The organism is Tenuibacillus multivorans, assembly GCF_900103915.1.
GTDB classification, from domain to species: Bacteria; Bacillota; Bacilli; order Bacillales; family Alkalibacillaceae; genus Tenuibacillus; species Tenuibacillus multivorans.
Map to the genome: position 1 here is coordinate 40,449 of NZ_FNIG01000001.1, position 19,360 is coordinate 59,808.

The 19,360-nt window shown below is 38.7% G+C and carries 21 protein-coding genes and 1 other RNA gene; 2 read left to right on the forward strand and 20 right to left on the reverse strand.

All coding sequences use genetic code 11. From position 1 onward, the window contains the following. Positions 1-178 precede the first annotated feature (178 nt). A complete protein-coding gene (locus BLP77_RS00210) occupies positions 179-457 on the forward strand; it encodes a transition state genes transcriptional regulator AbrB (protein WP_093855093.1) in 279 nt (92 codons plus the stop codon). Between the two features lie 53 nt (positions 458-510). Here BLP77_RS00210 and rsmI read toward each other — a convergent pair whose 3' ends face one another. From rsmI to tadA, 16 genes are all read right to left on the reverse strand, one after another. Then, a complete protein-coding gene (gene rsmI / locus BLP77_RS00215; protein ID WP_093855094.1) occupies positions 511-1,383 on the reverse strand; it encodes a 16S rRNA (cytidine(1402)-2'-O)-methyltransferase in 873 nt (290 codons plus the stop codon). Continuing rightward, positions 1,352-2,140, reverse strand: coding sequence for a tRNA1(Val) (adenine(37)-N6)-methyltransferase (locus BLP77_RS00220; RefSeq protein ID WP_093855095.1), 789 nt, complete (start codon positions 2,138-2,140; stop codon positions 1,352-1,354). The genes rsmI and BLP77_RS00220 overlap by 32 nt, the downstream gene beginning before the upstream one ends. A 75-nt stretch (positions 2,141-2,215) precedes the next feature. Beyond that, entirely contained in the window at positions 2,216-2,551 is a 336-nt protein-coding gene (locus tag BLP77_RS00225) for an initiation-control protein YabA (RefSeq protein WP_371859608.1), read from the reverse strand. 28 nt (positions 2,552-2,579) lie between these two features. Further along, on the reverse strand, positions 2,580-3,407 hold the full coding sequence (locus BLP77_RS00230; RefSeq protein WP_093855097.1) for a PSP1 domain-containing protein: 828 nt from the start codon (positions 3,405-3,407) through the stop codon (positions 2,580-2,582). Between the two features lie 10 nt (positions 3,408-3,417). Then, positions 3,418-4,410 carry a DNA polymerase III subunit delta' gene (holB, locus tag BLP77_RS00235; protein WP_093855098.1) on the reverse strand — a complete coding sequence of 331 codons (993 nt, stop codon included), beginning with the start codon at positions 4,408-4,410 and terminating at the stop codon, positions 3,418-3,420. A gap of 27 nt (positions 4,411-4,437) precedes the next feature. Further along, complete coding sequence (locus tag BLP77_RS00240) at positions 4,438-4,878, reverse strand: YaaR family protein (RefSeq protein ID WP_093855099.1); 441 nt, start codon at positions 4,876-4,878, stop codon at positions 4,438-4,440. A 15-nt stretch (positions 4,879-4,893) separates the two neighbouring features. Continuing rightward, positions 4,894-5,223 carry a cyclic-di-AMP receptor gene (locus tag BLP77_RS00245; protein ID WP_093855100.1) on the reverse strand — a complete coding sequence of 110 codons (330 nt, stop codon included), beginning with the start codon at positions 5,221-5,223 and terminating at the stop codon, positions 4,894-4,896. 104 nt (positions 5,224-5,327) lie between these two features. Beyond that, entirely contained in the window at positions 5,328-5,957 is a 630-nt protein-coding gene (tmk, locus tag BLP77_RS00250) for a dTMP kinase (protein WP_093855101.1), read from the reverse strand. Positions 5,958-5,972: 15 nt separating this feature from the next. Continuing rightward, complete coding sequence (locus BLP77_RS00255) at positions 5,973-7,400, reverse strand: aminotransferase class I/II-fold pyridoxal phosphate-dependent enzyme (protein ID WP_176752898.1); 1,428 nt, start codon at positions 7,398-7,400, stop codon at positions 5,973-5,975. A gap of 287 nt (positions 7,401-7,687) precedes the next feature. After that, positions 7,688-7,882: a sigma factor G inhibitor Gin gene (locus tag BLP77_RS00260; RefSeq protein ID WP_093855103.1), complete on the reverse strand. Its 195-nt coding sequence runs from the start codon at positions 7,880-7,882 to the stop codon at positions 7,688-7,690. A 204-nt stretch (positions 7,883-8,086) separates the two neighbouring features. Next, positions 8,087-8,353, reverse strand: a complete 267-nt coding sequence (locus BLP77_RS00265; RefSeq protein ID WP_093855104.1) for a pro-sigmaK processing inhibitor BofA family protein — start codon at positions 8,351-8,353, stop codon at positions 8,087-8,089. A 77-nt stretch (positions 8,354-8,430) separates the two neighbouring features. Further along, positions 8,431-9,027, reverse strand: a complete 597-nt coding sequence (gene recR / locus BLP77_RS00270; RefSeq protein WP_093855105.1) for a recombination mediator RecR — start codon at positions 9,025-9,027, stop codon at positions 8,431-8,433. A 12-nt stretch (positions 9,028-9,039) separates the two neighbouring features. Beyond that, positions 9,040-9,360: a YbaB/EbfC family nucleoid-associated protein gene (locus tag BLP77_RS15715; RefSeq protein ID WP_176752899.1), complete on the reverse strand. Its 321-nt coding sequence runs from the start codon at positions 9,358-9,360 to the stop codon at positions 9,040-9,042. A gap of 12 nt (positions 9,361-9,372) precedes the next feature. Beyond that, positions 9,373-11,064 carry a DNA polymerase III subunit gamma/tau gene (gene dnaX, locus BLP77_RS00275; protein WP_176752900.1) on the reverse strand — a complete coding sequence of 564 codons (1,692 nt, stop codon included), beginning with the start codon at positions 11,062-11,064 and terminating at the stop codon, positions 9,373-9,375. Between the two features lie 153 nt (positions 11,065-11,217). Then, an RNA gene (gene ffs, locus BLP77_RS00280) (signal recognition particle sRNA large type) lies at positions 11,218-11,484 on the reverse strand. A gap of 148 nt (positions 11,485-11,632) precedes the next feature. Continuing rightward, positions 11,633-12,085, reverse strand: a complete 453-nt coding sequence (gene tadA / locus BLP77_RS00285) for a tRNA adenosine(34) deaminase TadA (RefSeq protein ID WP_093855106.1) — start codon at positions 12,083-12,085, stop codon at positions 11,633-11,635. A 94-nt stretch (positions 12,086-12,179) separates the two neighbouring features. Here tadA and BLP77_RS00290 point away from each other — a divergent pair, with 94 nt between their 5' ends. Beyond that, positions 12,180-13,466, forward strand: a complete 1,287-nt coding sequence (locus tag BLP77_RS00290) for a glycoside hydrolase family 18 protein (RefSeq protein WP_093855107.1) — start codon at positions 12,180-12,182, stop codon at positions 13,464-13,466. 39 nt (positions 13,467-13,505) lie between these two features. Here BLP77_RS00290 and BLP77_RS00295 read toward each other — a convergent pair whose 3' ends face one another. The 4 genes from BLP77_RS00295 to acsA form a co-directional block, all read right to left on the reverse strand. After that, entirely contained in the window at positions 13,506-14,249 is a 744-nt protein-coding gene (locus BLP77_RS00295; RefSeq protein ID WP_176752901.1) for a DUF3891 family protein, read from the reverse strand. Between the two features lie 545 nt (positions 14,250-14,794). After that, positions 14,795-16,105, reverse strand: a complete 1,311-nt coding sequence (locus BLP77_RS00300) for a lysine N(6)-hydroxylase/L-ornithine N(5)-oxygenase family protein (RefSeq protein WP_093855109.1) — start codon at positions 16,103-16,105, stop codon at positions 14,795-14,797. A 41-nt stretch (positions 16,106-16,146) separates the two neighbouring features. Beyond that, positions 16,147-17,424, reverse strand: a complete 1,278-nt coding sequence (locus tag BLP77_RS00305; protein WP_245686767.1) for a purine/pyrimidine permease — start codon at positions 17,422-17,424, stop codon at positions 16,147-16,149. Between the two features lie 180 nt (positions 17,425-17,604). Then, entirely contained in the window at positions 17,605-19,323 is a 1,719-nt protein-coding gene (gene acsA / locus BLP77_RS00310) for an acetate--CoA ligase (protein WP_093855110.1), read from the reverse strand. Positions 19,324-19,360 lie beyond the last annotated feature (37 nt).

Genomic DNA, 19,360 nt, shown 5'->3' on the forward strand with positions numbered 1-19,360 from the left:
ACGATTTCGCTTTATGATTTCCATAATGAAAATTCCACGGTACTTCTTTGACAAAGAGATAAATGAAGAATCGGGAAAAATATTGGTAGCTTTGGAATTTTCTTGATTGACTTCAACCTAGAACAGTGGTACTCTATCATCAAAAAGATAGCGAAAATGATCGAGAGGAGAGAAAAGTATGAAATCTACAGGAATTGTAAGAAAAGTAGACGAATTGGGGAGAGTTGTCATCCCAATCGAATTACGTCGTACACTAGACATTAATGTTAAAGATTCACTCGAAATTTATGTAGATGACGATAAAATCATCCTAAAAAAATACAAGCCTTATATGGCGTGTGATATTACTGGTGAAATCTCTGACAGTAATGAACCTGTGGGTGATGGCCAAATCGTCTTAAGTAAAGAAGGCGCTCAAAAGCTTATCGACGAAATTCAAAATAAATTTAAACTATAAGAACTGATGCAAGGGTTACGGTGTAAAAGGCTGTAACCTTTTTTATTATTTATTTACCGATGATAGTCCTGATAGACTTCACGCTTAGGTAATGATCGATCTTTAGCCACTACCTTAATCGCATCTTTAGTTGAATAACCTTTCTCAATATAATAGTCGACATGTTCATTTAACGCTAACTTGTCCCACCACTGCTCCTCCTCATCATCAAATTCCTTTTGTCCCTCTAATACGATACAAAACTCCCCTCTAAGTTCCGCGCTTTCAGACTGCATATATAGAGTAACCTCATCTAGCGTTCCATAAACGTACTCCTCAAATTTTTTCGTTAACTCACGAGCGACTGAAATTTGACGCGTCGGAGAATATGCTTCATGCATTACCTTTAAGGTCTGTTTAATGCGGTAAGGAGATTCATAAAAGATTAACGTATGATTGGTTCGACCTAACGTTTCCAATACATCAACCATTTCTTTTTTCTTCCTTGGTAAAAAACCATAAAACGTAAAGGTTCTTGAATCAATACCCGAACCAACTAATGCCGTTAATGCTGCATTCGCTCCAGGTAGGACTGTCACATCAATCCCTTCTTCACGTGAACGGCGAACGATTTCAAAGCCTGGATCAGATATAATCGGCATTCCTGCATCACTGACCAAAGCAATCGACTGTCCTTGCTTTAACCGGTCCACCAGCCCTTCCTCACGATTATACTTATTATGCTCATGATAACTGAGTAAAGGTTTTTCGATATTAAAATGACTAAGTAGTTTCTTCGTTTGCCGTGTATCCTCACAAGCTATTAATTCAACGTTTTCTAATGTTTTGACCGCTCGAAACGTCATATCATCTAGGTTACCGATTGGCGTCGGTACAATAAATAACTTCGCATCGTCAGAGTCGAAACTTTTCTGAATGTGAACCATGAATGCGACTCCCTTCTTCACCGTACAAGATCTTCGCAACCTCTTCCGTATAGTTCCCGTCTTCATCATGAATATAAATAGGTGGTTCTACCTTCATTTCTGGACTACCATCTCTTATAAATTCAACTAATACAATGTTCGCTTCCTTTTTCCTTTTCGGATGTACTAGTTGTAATCGTTTAGGTTCCAATCGATAGCCTCTAGCAATTTGAATAATTTCAGCTAACCGATTTGGCCGATGAACCATTGACACCTTCCCACCAGATTTAACTAACTGACTACAAGACTTTAACACGTCATCTAATGTGCAGTAGATCTCATGACGAGCTATCGCTAAATGTTCATTATCATTACGTTTATCGAGATCAATCGTTTTAAAATAAGGTGGATTGCAGGTTACTAAATCATAACGGTGATAACCTATTTTTTGAGCTAATCCTATTAAATCTTCATGAAGAAAATCGATTTGATCCTCCAGTTCATTGAGCTTTACGTTTCTAACCGCCATATCATAAAGACGATCTTGGATTTCTACGCCTGTCATCGGTACTTTTGATTTCTTTGATAAAAACAGTGGAATGACCCCATTACCCGTACAAAGGTCGATTATTTTACCTTTTGTCAGTGGTAAATAAGTAAAATAGGCTAATAATACCGCATCGATGGAGAAAGCGAATACCGTTTGACTCTGGATAATTCGCCGTTTTCGATCAGCTAGCAAATAATCTATACGTTCGTCATCTCTTAATTCGACCATCGTTATATTCCTTTCAATTTAAAGAACACACCCATCCTTACTGGACCTAGGTGCGTTCCCCAAAACATTATACTTTTAACCAAAAAATTTAAGACAAAAGATACAATCTTCTTCTTCTCTAGGTGTACCAAAATAAACATGACAAATATGAAAACCTTCTTCGTAAATGCGGGCAAGGTTATCATAACCTTCACCAACGGAAGACTTATGATCCCCTTCTTGGTTTTGCTCTGTCAAACCTTGCTTGGCTGATTCCGGTGATAATTCCTCTAATCGTTGACGTAAATGATGATTCTCATGAGCAAGTTGATGATTCTCCTCTACAAGCTGAACAAGGTCTTTTTTTAACGTTACAAAATCCTCTTGTAGTTCTTCAAATCGCTTCTCTAATAATGAAAAGCGTTCTAACATTTCTTTTTTGTTCACGTCATCCACCTCATTATTCTGTGGCTGGTACGGAAATAGCTCCTTCTTCGATGAGTTCATCTATTGTATATTCAACAACCCGTTCCATTTCTTCTAATTCAACCTGGACCAATTTTTCTAAAATGTTTAGGCCAACAACTTTTCCTTTACCGTTAGAAGTGGTCATGACTTCACCAATATCTGGTAACTCTTGTTTCGCATCCTCATACATATCATTTTCATATTTTAAGCAGCACATGAGACGGCCACATAGACCAGATATTTTAGCTGGGTTTAAGGATAGGTTTTGGTCCTTAGCCATTTTAATAGATACGGGTTCAAAATCACCTAAGAAAGTTGAGCAGCATAACATTCGACCACAAGGCCCAATACCACCAAGCATTTTCGCCTCATCACGAACACCGATCTGTCTAAGCTCGATTCGTGTTTTGAACACAGCAGCTAAATCTTTGACTAACTCGCGAAAGTCAACTCGACCTTCTGCTGTAAAGTAAAAGATAATTTTATTTCGGTCAAATGTAAATTCCGCATCAACTAAGTTCATGTCAAGCTCATGCTCTTTTATTTTTTGTACACATACTTGATAGGCTTCCTCCGTCTTATCTTTATTCTCACTGATGGTTAATTTATCTTTATCATCAGCAATACGGATAACCTTTTTAAGTGGCAAGACAACATCCTCTTCATCCACTTTTTTATTGGCGATGACCACCTTGCCGAACTCAATACCACGTACGGTTTCCACAATGACATAATCCTCAGTTGTCATGTTTAAATCGCCTGGATCAAAATAATATATTTTACCCGCCTGTTTAAAGCGGACCCCTATAACTTCTACCAAAACGTTCACCTCACCTTTGTAATTGAAGGATTAAGTATTCCATGGCTAATGTCGGATGTACGTTTTGTGCTAGTTTTCGTTTTGTATTTAAAATTTCGTATATAAGTGTTTTAGCTTCCGACAACGATACCACATAATGATATTGTTCTAATCGTTCCTTTTGATCGATTAGAACGATAGAACCTTGCTTATCTAGATGGAAGGAAACGATGTCTTGGAACCAGATTAGTAATAGCTCCAAACCAAACTCTAATGCGTCCCTTCCCTTAAAATGTTTTAAGTATACTTGATGTAAGTAAAGATATCCTTCTTCATTAGAGTTCATAACTCTATCCATTAATTGTATCACTATTTTTCGTGCTTCGGCAAACCAATCATCTTCATTCCATTTAACGGCCTGATCTACATCTATTTTCATAGCAGCAAACAGGCTTGCTGTTGATTCGGTTAATCCTTTTTCAACTAACTGGTTATACAAATGAAGATTAGACAGTGTATGAAACTGAACCCGTTGACAACGTGATACAATCGTATCTAACATACGACCAGCGTGATCTGTTATCAAGATCGCAACTGTCTCTCGACTTGGCTCTTCTAAAAACTTAAGCAAACGATTGGCTGCGTTTACCGTCATTTTCTCGGCCTGCATAATGACATAAACCTTTTGGTTAGACTCTAATCCCGTATACGTAAATTCTTTTTGTAAGTATTCAATTTGGTCCTTTTTAATCGACTGGCCATCTGGTTCGATCCAATGTAGATCGGGATGGTTTCCAGACTTGATCCGTTTACAGGAATGACATTGGTGACAAGGCTCAGCCGTTGATTCATCTATATGTTCACAAAAATAGCGCATAGCAAACAAAAGACTGGCCTCTTGCTTGCCAGTCCCAGGTGGCCCATGAAATAAATAGGCATGCGCTATTCGTTGTCTTGTAATACTATGTTGTAGCATTTTAACTGCAACTGGTTGGTAGCTCTCGAGATCAACCCATGTTGTCATTTTAGTTCATCCTATCCCTATCTCTTTTTATGCCCGTAAATTTAATAAGAGTCCTTTAATCTCACCAATGACATCTAGAATATCAAGTGATGGTTTTTCTTGATCTAAAACATCATCGGTAAGTTGAACAAGCTTTTCATCGATTTGTTTAACGAGCATTAATTTTCGGTTATCGCCGTTCATGCTCCAACTTCTGGATTGTTCTAATTCTAATCCATATTGCACCGCTTCTTCTATAAATTGCTGCACCATTTTCTTATAGCGCGCCAAATCTTTAAACGAGCGAAACTTTGCGACCTTTTCACCCTGGGCTGATAAATTTCCTAACAGACGATTTAGTTCACTTTCATGCATCTTCTGTTTTTCATGAGAGACGGCCTGCTGAAACGACGTCGTTGTCGTATTATTTTTGGTTGTATTCGATTTGGCAGTTTCGACTTGAGAACGTAATTCCTGACTAATCTTCATAGGCCGCACCCCCTTTTAAAAATGATGGAAAGCATCGACAGGTAAAACAAAGACCGTGGCGCCACCAACTTCAACTTTAACCGGCTTTGGAATATAGGAGTCAGCATTGCCGCCCATCGGTGAGATTGGCGCAACCATTTGTTCTCGACGACTACAGTTATCACGTATTAGATCGAGTGCCTGATCGACGTGATCATCATCACAGCCAATCATTAAAGTCGTATTACCTTCCTTTAAAAACCCGCCACTTGATGCTAACTTCGTGGTTTTAAACTTGGCTTCAGACAAAGCATCCTGTAATCGGGTCACATCTTTATCCTGTACGACAGCAAGGATTAATTTCATCCTTTTCCTCCTTCAAACGTCTTTTATACTATTATAACAAGTTGTCAGACGATTTAGCAGTCATTTAGTATTTTTTGTGATTTTCTTAATGTTAGGATTTACATTTACCTATTTAAATATGACTCAATTAAATGTAGACATTCGTTTTGAACAGACTCTAACGACTGACTAGCATCAATAGAACGAATACGTTTGGGGAATCTGTCCTCCAATATTCGATAGGCCTCAGCCACTTTTTCATGAAAACTGACTTTTTCTAAATCCAGACGGTTCTGCTCTCGTCCTTTATTATCAGCAATACGTTTCAACCCAAATTTAGGATCCAAACTAAAGAGAACCGTTAAGTCTGGCATACAGTTTTCAATAGCAAATTTATTGACCGTATAAACCTCATCCATGCCTAAATCTCTAGCATAGCCTTGATACGCTAAACTACTATCAATAAAACGATCACAAAGGACGATTTGACCTTCTTTTAATGCCGGTACAACCCTCTCAACGAGGTGCTGTCTTCTCGCTGCAGCATACAATAAAGCCTCTGTACGACCATCCATAGCTGTATGATTTTTATCTAAAATAACCTCGCGAATTTTTTCAGAGATTTCTATCCCACCTGGTTCACGCGTTTTAATGACATCATAGCCTTTTTGTTCTAATTCCTGATAAATGTACGATAACACCGTTGTTTTTCCGGCACCCTCTACGCCTTCAAATGTTATAAATAATCCATTCACTGGTCTAACTCCTCTTCACTCGATGAAAATTTCAATTCCTTGTTCTATATCTTTTCCATTATATTGTATGTATTGATGATTTTGTATCGCCTGCTCGATATAACGAATCTGTTCTGCTTGGATCCGTTCGCCTTTTAATAATATCGGTATACCTGGTGGATATGGAATGACCGAAGAAGCGGCAATTTGGCCTTCCGCATCCTGCCAACGAACCCACTGAGTTGGCATACCCTTTAATATATGATAATCATAAGCTAATCCTTGAACATCGTTAAATTGAAATTTATTTATCGCTATTGTATCATGTTTTGATTGATTATAGAGATGTGTTAATGAATCTTTTAAAGTTGTGACCCAGTTTAACGGGCTTTGCTCAGCCTGTAATCCATATATGAGCAAGAGTTGATTGTTTTGGATCATTTCCGGAAAAACCTGTTGATCTTGCATCAGCTGTTCAACAGCTCGCATGTAAAGACGTCTAGACGTCAAGGTGATTTTTAATGGATCGTCAACTTGTTCTTGAATCGGCATCACGTCAATATCAGGTAATGTGTTTAGCTGATGTCTTAATTGCCTGACGCCACTTAGGGTGGATTCAATATCTTGTTCGTTTAAACCGGCTATATATTTCCGCGCTAAATCGAGTGAGGCCATAATCGGATAAGATGGACTACTCGACTGAAGCATTTGCAAGTAATGCTTAAGAGTTTCATAAGTCACAAGCGAACCTTGAATATGTAAATAAGAGCCCATTGTCATAGCAGGCAGCGTTTTGTGTGCTGAATGGACAACTAAATCTGCTCCAGCCTTTAATGTAGAGTCTGGGAATTGGTTGCTTAATGGAAAGTGTGCTCCATGCGCCTCATCGACTAGAACAGGAATGTTATGTTGGTGTGCCATCTCTACAATGCGCGATAAATCATAAGTCGTTCCAAAATAGTCGGGATGTGTAAGCATAACCGCTTTCGCCTCTGGATTAGCTTCAATGGCCTTTTTAACATTGCTCGGTTTCAAATCCGAATAACGTTCTGTTCGTTCATCATAACTTGGAGACACAAAAATCGGTTTAGCTCCAGCGAGTTCTAAGCCATTCATAATCGATTTATGACTATTACGCTGAACGATGATTGTATCACCTGGCTGACACACACTTAAAATCATCGCTAAATTACCTACTGTCGATCCGTTCACCAGGAAAAACGTATAGTCAGTCTTGTAAAATGCCGCAGCTAGCCTTTCAGCCTCTAAAATCGCCCCTTCCGGCTGATGTAAATCATCTAACCCAGGAAGCTCAGTTAAATCATAACGCAAAATATGTGAAAACACGTCCCCTTCTGTTGGAAAAACCGCTCCATTTTTATGTCCAGGAACGTGATAGCTTTTTGGTTGTTGTTTGACATGTTGCGTTAACATTTCATATAAAGGTGCGTGTGATTGATCCATTGAAATTCTCCTTAGACTTCCATTCAAGACTATCATATCATGATAAAAGAACAAAAGCGCAGAGCGCCGGTTAAAAACGTAGCGACTGGAGCGAATCAACTGAGATAAAGGAATCACGGTGAGCCTGCGAACCGATGATGACTTATCGTAGGGCGATTCGTGAAGTCGCTTAGTTTTTGGCGCTCGGAGCTAGACGTGGCTATAAATAACTAAGAAGTTATCCACAAACCGAAATTTTAATATTTCTAAAAACAAAAAAAGAGCGCCTTCAACGCCCTTTGACACACTTATTGTATTAAAAGATTTTTTGGTGCTTGGCTACGTCTTAACCTATCGACATAGTATTGATAACGTTCGTCAGTTGGATCGGTTTCTAAAATTTCCTTCTCACAGTTTGAACAAATAAAAGATATGAATAAATAAATCCCTTCTGTCTTCCATTCTTCACAAATCTTACATTGTTTCATAGATTTAGATTCCATGATCCCCACCTCCATCAACTAGGGTGGCCAAGGAAATCTAGTTTTATACATAAAAAGTTTTAATATTAATCAACTAATGACTATTAAACCTCTGAATGTTTAACTGAATTTATCAATATATAGTAGTTTCTTGGGTAGGGAAAGCCCTTCACGTCTATTAATAAACAAGCCCGCCATGAACAAAAATCCATGACGGGCTTTTCTCTATGGAATAATTAAAAATTGAATGACGACCAATGCACCTAAACCAAAAAGGCCTAAGAACCCAGCGATTGCTGATGTAATAAAGTTAATCGGAATGTGTAAGCCAAACATTGATCCAAACACATTGGCAAAAAAGATAAATAACGCACCGATCACAATTTTTACAACACCGAGTGACATCCAGCGCATCACTTTCATAGGAGGTCCAAAGAATAACAATAAAACTAATACGGCTACAAAAGCTAAGATAATGACTATTGGATCCATCACGAATCTCCTTTCGCTTGTCCTACTTTAACCTATGCGTTTATCCATTAAAATAGAACCAAAACAAAAAGAGATTTCTATAAATCACGTCTTCCTTCTAGCGCTTTTGATAGAGTTACTTCATCGGCATACTCTAAATCTCCACCAACTGGAAGCCCGTGTGCAATTCTCGAAATTCGAATGCCTGATGGTTTAACTAAACGGGAAATGTACATCGCTGTCGCTTCCCCTTCAACATTTGGATTCGTCGCCAAAATTAACTCTTTTACCTCTTCGTCTTTTAAACGTTCGATTAGTGGAGGAACGTTTATATCTTCTGGTCCAATTCCATCCATTGGTGAAATCGCCCCATGAAGTACATGATATTTCCCTTGATAATCTTTCATCTTTTCCATTGCGATGACATCTTTCGGATCTTGAACGACACAAATAATGGAGCCATCTCGTTCCCGATCATCACAAATGCGACAAGGGTCTGTATCTGTAATATGGCCACACACACTACAGTGAGTGAGTTCACGCTTCGCATTTGCTAAATTTTTCGCAAAATCTAAGACATCATCTTCTTCCATGTTCAACACAAAAAAAGCCAGGCGAACCGCCGTTTTTGGCCCTATTCCTGGCAATTTTGTAAAACTGTCAACCAGTTTGGAGATCGGTTCAGGATAATACATGATGCAAGCCTCCTAGAAACCTGGTAAATTCATTCCTTGTGTGAATTGTCCCATTTTATCGTTAGTCGTTTGATCGACTTGACCTAACACATCATTCGTTGCAGCAAGAATTAAATCTTGTAGCATATCAACATCATCTGGATCCACAACTTCTTCATTGATTTCAATGTCTGTAATCTCTTTTTTACCATTAGCAACAACCTTGACCATGCCACCACCAGCAGTTGCTTCAAAACTCAATTCATGAAGCTCCTCTTGAGCCTTCATCATTTTCTTTTGCATTTTTTGCATTTGTTTCATCATATTGTTCATATTTCCCATTCCACCACGCATGTGAAATCCTCCTTAAGATTCTTTTATTTCTAACAACTCATCGCCAACCAATTTTCTTGCCTCTTCTACGAGTGGGTCTTCTTGCTCCGGTTCTTTACCTGAGGTTTCAGATGGTCGTTGTTGATTTAAAAAGTCTTCACGAATGGATTCCCACTCGCTATCAGGTATCGGAATAATCGTTAGCTTTTTACCAATGTATTCAGATAATGCTGATTCGATCATGTCTTGGTTTTCCAAAACTAAAGAACAATGAATTTCATATTTAAACGAAATGATTAATGACTTGGACGATGCAGCACGCGGTTTGCTGTCAGCTAGCTTAGCATGAGCTGGCGGGCTTGTTTTTTTCAAATTATCCATAAATGCCGCCCAATTCGACTTAACCTTTTTCAAATCTTCCTTCGTCGCTTCTGATAAGGTGTAACGAACCTTTTCATACGGTACTTTATAGTGATTTCCTCTTGATTGAGGTGCGCGACGTTTTGGTTTGTTCTGCTCCTGAGGTTGAGTTGCAACGCCCTGCTCTTTTAATCGTTTAATTTCTTTTTCTAATTGACCAATTTGCTGAATCAAATCAGAAGGGATAGCTGACTGATCAGCTTGTTCCGGTTGTTTCGTATCTATTTCTTGTATGTTCAATAATGCTATTTCTAATAACACCTTTGGGCTATTGGTCCACTTCATATCTTGCTGTGTTTCATTTAATATTTCAATAGCTTTCTCGAACCAGTGACTCGATAAGTTTTCAGCCACTTCTTTAAAATGTTCATTAGGAATAGCTCTAACCAACACATCATCCATATTTTCCGCACTTGAATACATATATAAATCACGTAAAAAGTGAATTAAATCAAACACAAACCGGTTCGGATCTTTCCCTTCCTGCATGCTCTCCTCTAAATAGTTCAACGCCTGTCTAGCTTCATGTTGAGCCAATGAATCAATCATCGCTAATAGACGTTCCTGCGGGATAGATCCGGTCACAGCTAAAACATCATCCATTTGAATATTCAAATCATCGCTATAAGCAATGGCTTGATCGAGTAAACTAAGGGCATCACGCATACCACCCTCAGCTGTTAAGGCGACATGAATTAAGGCGTGTTCATCGTATTGAATGCCTTCTTCATCTAATATATGTTTTAATCGATCGACGATGACTTGATGTGATATACGTTTAAAATCAAATCGCTGACAACGTGAAATAATCGTTAACGGAATTTTATGTGGTTCTGTTGTTGCTAAAATAAAGATGACATGCCTAGGTGGTTCTTCTAGCGTTTTTAATAACGCATTAAACGCACCTTGTGATAGCATGTGAACCTCGTCTATGATGTAAACTTTAAAATCCACAGCACTAGGCGCATACTTAACCTTATCCCTTATTTCACGAATATCATCAACACCATTGTTTGAAGCCGCATCAATTTCTATGATATCGGATATTGAACCATTTTGAATACCTTGGCACGCATCACACTCACCACACGGTTCTTTTACGGGTGCATGTTCGCAGTTAATCGCTTTCGCAAAAATTTTCGCCGCACTAGTCTTTCCGGTTCCGCGAGGCCCTGTAAATAAATAGGCGTGCGCGACTTTTTGCTGTTCCATCGCATTTTGCAACGTGCGCGTGATATGTACTTGTCCAACAACATCTTCAAATTTATGCGGACGCCAAACTCGATACAAAGCCTGATATGCCATGGATAACTTCTCCTTTAGGTTTTCTTCTCTATTATAACCGATTCAGAAGCATATTTTCAAAACTAAATATAGAAATAGGGATGACAAGATAAAGGCATATGGGAAAGAAAAGCTGTGGAATTTATGAAGAAACGTACAATGTGGTTTATGTAACTGCGCCCTATCCTCGATGAAGTAATTCATAAGCGTTACATAAGCTCACAGCTCGATTTAGGCAACCCTACGACACACAAGAATGACCGCTTACTGCTGCTTCCTTCCGGACCTGACAGGGTTTACGGGTTCTCGTTGCATAGGACCCAAACGTCAACACTGCTTACTTACGGCAGACCTTAAAATTACTTCACCTCAGATAGGCTTTCAGTCCCACTATAGCGGATTGTGGGTTACAGGGCACCGCTACCTCCCCACCTAGCACAGCAATTACAAGTATAAAAGGTTTTGAGGTAAAATGCAATGATGATAAGGTTCCATTTTGTGTAAATTATAATCTTGGCACTCCATTCTCCAATTTAATATAAAAATGACAAACATCAAGGAAATCCTATATGCCATTGATATGTAGAAGTTATTTATTTCTTATTCCTTTAAAAAACTGAGTTAGTAATGAAGCACACTCTTCCTTTAATACGCCTGCATCCACATTGGCCTGATGATTAAACCTTGATTCGTCTAACAAGTTCATTAATGTTCCTGCGCAGCCCGCCTTCGGGTCACTGGCACCGTATACGACGTGTGGAATTCGCGCTTGTACAATAGCTCCGGCACACATCGGACAAGGCTCTAAAGTTACATAAAGTGTACATTCTTCTAACCGCCAGCTACCGATAGCTTGATTGGCTTGTTCAATAGCAATTATTTCAGCATGTGAATGGCTTAGTTGGGTTGTCTCACGTTGATTATAACCTCGTGCAATGATGTCACCGTGATGAACAATAACAGCACCTATTGGGACTTCACGAATATCTTCTGCCTTTTTAGCTTCTTTAATGGCCTCTTTCATATAGTATTCATGCATCATTAGTCACCTCTTAACATCTGTATCATACCATAATCATGAATAGCATAAGCCTAAAATTATGCAGATAAGAACGATATGAAAGGAGTGCACATCATTGATCATACACGTCGTTCAACAAGGCGACTCCATATTTTCAATCGCTAATCAATACCAGACTTCGATTGACCAAATTGTTCAAGTTAATGCGTTAGACCAGCCTGAAGATTTGGTTATTGGCCAATCCCTTGTAATTCCAACCAATACTTATACTGTCCAATCCGGGGATAGTCTTTACCAAATAAGCCAATTGCTTGGGGTTAGCCAGCAAGAATTAGCCAACTATAACAACATTAACGTGAATACCCCTTTAGAAATTGGGCAAGTCCTTCAAATTCCAACACCGGAACGAACTCCTATTACGAGTAATGCTTATATTGAGCCAACTGGTGATTCGGTTAGTCAAACCTTAATCCAATCAGCTAGAGCTCGTGCCCCGTTTTTAACTTATATGGCCCCGTTTAGTTACCAAGTTAATCGTGATGGGACGCTCATTCCACCACCGTTAGATAATTTTCCAGCTATTGCTGCTGAAAATAACACAGCCTTAATGCTGGCGGTGACGAACATTGAAGAAGGTCAGTTCAGTGAAGAACTCGGTCGTTTAATCGTAACAGATGAGAATGTTCAAAACACGCTATTGGATGAAGTCATACGAATTGCCAATGAAGTCGGATATCAAGATGTCCATTTTGACTTCGAGTTTTTACCGCCTGATACAAGAGAAAACTATAATCAATTTTTAAGAAAAGCGAAACAACGTTTAGATGAAAACAACTTAATGCTTTCAACAGCATTAGCTCCAAAAACAAGTGGGGAACAAACGGGTCAATGGTACGAAGCCCATGACTATCAAGCCCATGGTGAGATAGTTGATTTTGTTGTGTTAATGACTTACGAATGGGGCTATAGCTATGGTCCACCGATGGCTGTATCACCGATTCAACCTGTTACTGGCGTCGTTGAGTATGCCTTATCCGTTATGCCGGCTGAGAAAATCCTGTTAGGTCAAAATTTATATGGGTATGATTGGACATTACCATTTGAAGAGGGTGGAGAACCTGCTGAAGCTGTAAGTCCTAATCAAGCTATTCAAATTGCAAGAGAAAACAACCAAGCTATCGAATTCGATGAAGAAGCTCAAGCACCATTCTTTAATTATCAAGATGATCAAGGTAACCAACATGTAGTTTGGTTTGAGGATGCCAGGTCCATTCAGGCGAAGTTTGACCTCATACGTGAGCATGGATTAAGAGGTATAAGCTATTGGAAGCTCGGTTTAGCCTTCCCGCAAAATTGGTATATGCTAGATCAATTATTTGATATTAGAAAAGTACGCTTATAATAACTGCAAAAATCCAGGAGTCTAATTTTCTCCTGGATTTTATTCATCTTGCTTGGAAATTAACACTTTTCTCAAGCTTGTTTCAGCATTTTGATAGGATTTCCGCAACCCTTTTTCCTTTACTTCACTGTAGATGATTTCTTTAAAAGGAATCTCAACCATAAAAGGCTCTTTAAAAGGAAAAGGATCTAACCGCATTTGCTCTTTATTAATCCATTCTGCACGCATTTGTCCATCTAAACCTTCGAAACGTTGTCTAAATCCATCTTTAAACATAAAGATTTCATTTTCCTTCATCGTACCTGGTTCATTTAAACATAGATATAAGGAAAGGTCATCACAAAATTGTAGGAGATTAAAATGAAAATCTATGATTTCCTCAGTTAATGATTTTGAAAATGCCTGTTTGAGTTGTTTTTGCCGTTCCATTTCCCGGGAAATAAATCGAGAAATGTCTCGGTCCGTCGAATTCTTATCAAAAAATGAAAGGAAATGCTTACGATTTAAATATCCTGCATAAGCGGACTGATTCTCTACCTCATCAATTCCATTAGAATAAGCTTCTAATTTAGGTTTCGATGGATAATCCATAAATGAATGCGGCTGATCTTTATCTTCATTCCAAATAGGCTTTTGATCTAATGGAATCCAAGCCCGATCGTGTTCAGTTATAGCTAATTGAACCTCATCATTTCGCCAATATGGAACAAAAGATCCGCTAACTTTTGAATGATCGTATTGTTTAAATAATTGAATTTTTTGGTTATAGTTCGTCACAATCATTATTAACATCCTTTTGAAACTAACTTTATCATAATATATTCATTTTAATGTTCAAGTTGAATAAGTTGTAATCCCTTAATAGCCTTTCTATGGCAAAGTTTAATCGTATGTAAAAAGGGCTGAGACAAAACTTTATTAAAAACATAAAATCCGAACTAGATTCAATTATTCATGAATTAGTTCAGATTTTATTCACTACGTCAAAAAGCTTCGCTTGCCGCGGGCACGGCTCAAGCCTCCTCGGCAGAAAAGCGCTGCCTGCGGGGTCTCGAGACTCGTGCTGTTCCCGCGAAGAACTGGATGTTCAAGTGTCGGCGTTGGCCACAAATGCTACTTGCGTTACATCCTTGCGTAAGTTTGCGCCGAGTAACCGCAGGCGCAGGACGTGGCCGTTTTTAGTCGACGAGGCGTCTTCGCATTTTGACTTCATTCATTTTCAATTATATGAGATGATATGGTTCGCCTTTCATCACCCTCTAGATATTTTTGTCCCAGCCTCCTCACATTATTAAATTAATACGTATCAAGTTTTATCTTAAACATGCCTATCTTTTAGGAAGAAACTGCTGGAATATCCGTCTTCCTTCCGTGTGAAAACGTGGTTCACCAGTTATATCGTTTATAATTTCCATATTGCGTTGAACAGCCAAGCCAAGATTAGTCGCTGCTGTTCCATGAGAATGTTCTAAATTGGTCACGATGTAAAATTTATTTGTCTTAGGCTCTTTAAAGATTAATTCATAATTCCGTCTCACTTTAAATAAGTTTTCATCCTCCCACTCAATCTCATCCTTATACCGATTTAAAAACCAATCTGGCAAATTAGGCTTATATCCCGTTGCTAAAATGACCTTTTCCGCATGATAATCAAAGTCAATTTCCTGTTGCAACTGTTTACATTTTAATAGATAACCCTGATCAGCCTTTTTAATTCCATTGATTTCCGTCAGTGGTTGAATCGTTATCCTAGGGTCTTCATTACCAATGGAATAATGATATAACAATTGATAAATACCATTTAAAGTTGAATAATCAATGCCATGACGTAATGGGGAAAGTGTTTCTATAGCCTCCATTCGTTTTTTAAAGGGCAGTTGGTGAAAATAATCAATATAATCTGGTGAAAAAAACTCTTGACCTAAATTGGCTGATTCACGTTGAAATATCCCATCAGACCGTGTGAGCCAAGACAGATGAAATTCAGCATGCTCACGTTCTTCTAACAGATCATAAAATATTTCAGCTGCACTTTGCCCCGAACCGATAATCGCAATGTGATTCGATTTTTTTAAAGCCTCTTTTTCATATAAGTAACGACTCGTATGAATGATATCCTCATTCGGAAAGCCTTCCATACTGTCTATAATAAGTGGTTCACTTCCCGTAGCCATAACAACATGCCTTGCATAATAATACTCTTTTTGATTCTTCTCAGTATCCAAAATAACGAGTTCATAATAAGGTTCTTTCTGATCGGAATGGTCGATTAAATCAACCACCTCCTTACCGAAAAAAAGCCCACTTATCTGGTTGACTGCCCACTGAAGATAGTCATTATATTCATTACGCGGAGCTTTCATTTCATGAAAAAAGAAAAACTTATAAAGGCGCTCTTGTTCCTTTATATAATTTAAAAAACTAAACCGGCTTGTCGGATCAGCAAACGTCACCAAATCAGCCATAAATGGCACTTGTAAATCTGTTCCCTCAATTAACATCCCCGGGTGCCATTCCATCTTTGGAGTTTGATCAAATAAAATTCGATCAAGATCATCCATATCCTCTGTTAATGCGGCTAAGCTTAGATTATAAGGACCAATCCCAATTCCGATGAAATCGTATATCTTATGATCCATAACATCACCTACTTCTAGAATTGCTTGGTCTTATTATGCACTTATTCCGTCATTCTATCTTCTTTTTTCCATAACTGTTCTAAAATAACCGCAATAACCGTACCTACTAACAAACCGTTACTAATCACTTGCCTAGCTGTACCAGGTAGTCCGGAAAAGCTTTCTGCCGGCATAAACATGAGACCTGAGCCTAATAACAATGACACCGTAATAATGGTTAAACGCCGCTCATTTAATCCGTCAGCAAATAAGTTACGTAAACCTAATCCCATCAGTTGAACGAATGTTGCTAGTAAGGCCGCATTCGCAACAGGAGATGGAATCTGTGCTAAAAATGAAATGATCGGTGGGAAGAAGGCAACCAACATCAATAAAAGTGATGCCCACATAAATGGACTTTTTCGTTTATCTCCCGTTAGCTGAAGAAACCCTGATGTCGATGCTAGTGGTACAACGGCAACTCCGGAAAAAATACCCGAGATGCCATGGTTTACCCCTAACATAAAACTTCCACGATTCATTTGTGTGGTCGTAAAATTAGACTTTCCTTCTAATGTTTCCGTCATAGCTGATAATGATGCGACGATATTGGATAATAAAATGAATGCAGTCAATACAGCAACAGGCACCACACTCCAGTCAAATAATGGCGTTCCCCAAGCAAACCATTCCGGTAAAGCAAACCATGCTGAACTTTCAATCTGATTATCGGAAGGGCTAATAAAGACAGCAAATAGAACCCAACCTAATGCCATGCCTAACAAGACCGCATAGCTTCTAACCCATCCTTTAAAAAATAATGAAAAGATTAAGACCGATAAAAATGTCATGATGGCTATTAAAAATCCATCCATTTGGGCTTGTTGAACATTTTCAGATAACCCAAACATCCCTTGTAAGAATGTCCCACTTAATTGAAACGTTAATAACGTTAAAAAGACACCCGTCACAAGAGGCGTAAAATATCGTATGACCTTACCTGATATTTTAAATACGCCAAATAAGATTAAAATAATCCCGGTCAGGATCATCGCCATCTCTAATAATCGTAGAGCTTCAACTCCGGTGGACCCTGCTGTTCCTACACTTGCAGCAAACACAGCAAATGTACTGACCCATAATCCAGCTGGACCATCAACGATTGGCAACTTATGACCAAGCCAGCCTTGTAGGAAACAAGCAATCCCTATAATGAAAAAAGTCCGTTGCATGAGAAGCATGATTGACATGGCGTCCATATGAAATATCGAACCGATAACGATCGGGATCGCAACTGCATTCGCGAGTAGAAATATAAACCATTGAATAACTGAGAACAATTCGTACCCTCCTATGATGATGTCTAATGCCATTATCATAACAAAAATTAAACACGATGACCTTTTTTGTAGATTGAAGGGAACCAATTGAGGACCGAAGTGTATTCTACAACTGAAAATTTCTTCATAAAGAAAAATCCCTCAGGAAGCTTAATCAACCTCCGAGGGATCCCCATTCATTTATTCTTCTAATGTTGATGTGTCACCTTCAGGAAGACCAAGCTCTCGAGCTTTTAATAGACGACGCATGATCTTACCACTACGTGTTTTTGGAATAGCATTTGTGACTTCCATTTCACGAGGTGCTGCATGACCCGCTAATCCTGTTTTAACAAACTGTCGAATGTCTTCTAACAATTCATCAGATTCTTCATAGCCTTCATTCAAGGAAATGAACGCTTTGATAATCTCACCACGTTCAGGATCTGGTTTACCAATAACACCCGCTTCTGATACCGCTTCATGCTCTATTAACTTACTTTCAACTTCAAATGGTCCGACACGTTCACCTGATGTATTAATAACGTCATCTAAACGTCCTTGGAACCAGAAGTAACCATCTTCATCACGATAAGCACTGTCACCAGAAACATACCAGCCATTTAAGAAATAGCTTTCATATTTTTCTGGACGCTTCCAAATCGCACGCATCATAGCTGGCCAGCCTTCTTTAATTGCTAGGTTACCCATGCGGTTTGGCGGCAGCTCATTTCCTTCATCATCGACAATGGATGCCTCAACACCTGGGATTGGTTTACCCATGGAACCAGGGCGAATATCCATTGATGGATAATTACAGATAAGCTGAGCACCTGTTTCTGTCATCCACCAAGTATCATGAATGCGAAGGTTAAAGGCTTTCATTCCCCAATGAATAACTTCAGGATTTAATGGTTCACCAACACTTAAGATGTGGCGTACGGAAGATAGGTCATGCTTTTGTACCGCATCTTTTCCAGCACTCATTAATTTACGGAATGCTGTTGGTGCTGAATACCAAACTGTTACATTGTACTTATCTAAAGCGCCATACCAAGCTTCTGGGGTGAAACGTCCACCAACTACGACGTTCGTTACGCCGTTTAACCATGGTGCAAAAATACCATAGCTCGTTCCAGTTACCCAGCCTGGGTCAGCTGTACACCAATACACATCTCCTTCTTTTAAATCTAATACCCATTGACCTGTTTGATAATGCTGAATCATGGCATTATGGACGTGATAAACCCCTTTAGGCTTACCCGTTGAACCTGATGTATAGTGAATCAACATACCATCTTCAAGATCGACCCATTCAATGTCAAAGTCATCACTGGCTGACTCCATCTCTTGATGATAGTCAATGTAACCATCTTTAATGTCGCTCGAGTCACCCACTAACACGATTTGTTTTAAATCAGGTAACTGATCTACTGGTACTCGATTTAATAAATCCGGAGTTGTAATTAACATCGTAGCTTCACTATCTTCTAAACGATCATGTACGGCTTGCTCCATAAAGGCTTCAAATAATGGCCCAGCAATCGCACCTAATTTAAGAATCCCTAGGAAACTCGCATAAAACTCAGGTGATCTTGGCATGAATAAAAAGACTCGATCACCTTTTTTAATACCTTTTTTCTTTAGAACATTAGCAAATTGATTACTTCGTTTACTTAAATCTTCAAACGTTAATTTTTCTTCACGGTCAGGTGATGCATAATGCAAGGCAACTTGACCTTTTTTCTTCGGATTTTCTGCATGTCGATCAATTGCTTCATAGGCGATATTGACTTTTCCCGTCTCATTCCAAGAAAAAGCTTTGTTAACTTCATCCCAGTTGAAATTCTCATAAGTCTGTTCATAGTTGTCCAAATTATGATTACCACTTGTTGCTTTTAACACTTTTTCTTCATCCATTTTATCACCTCAAAATTATAAAATATAAATAAATATT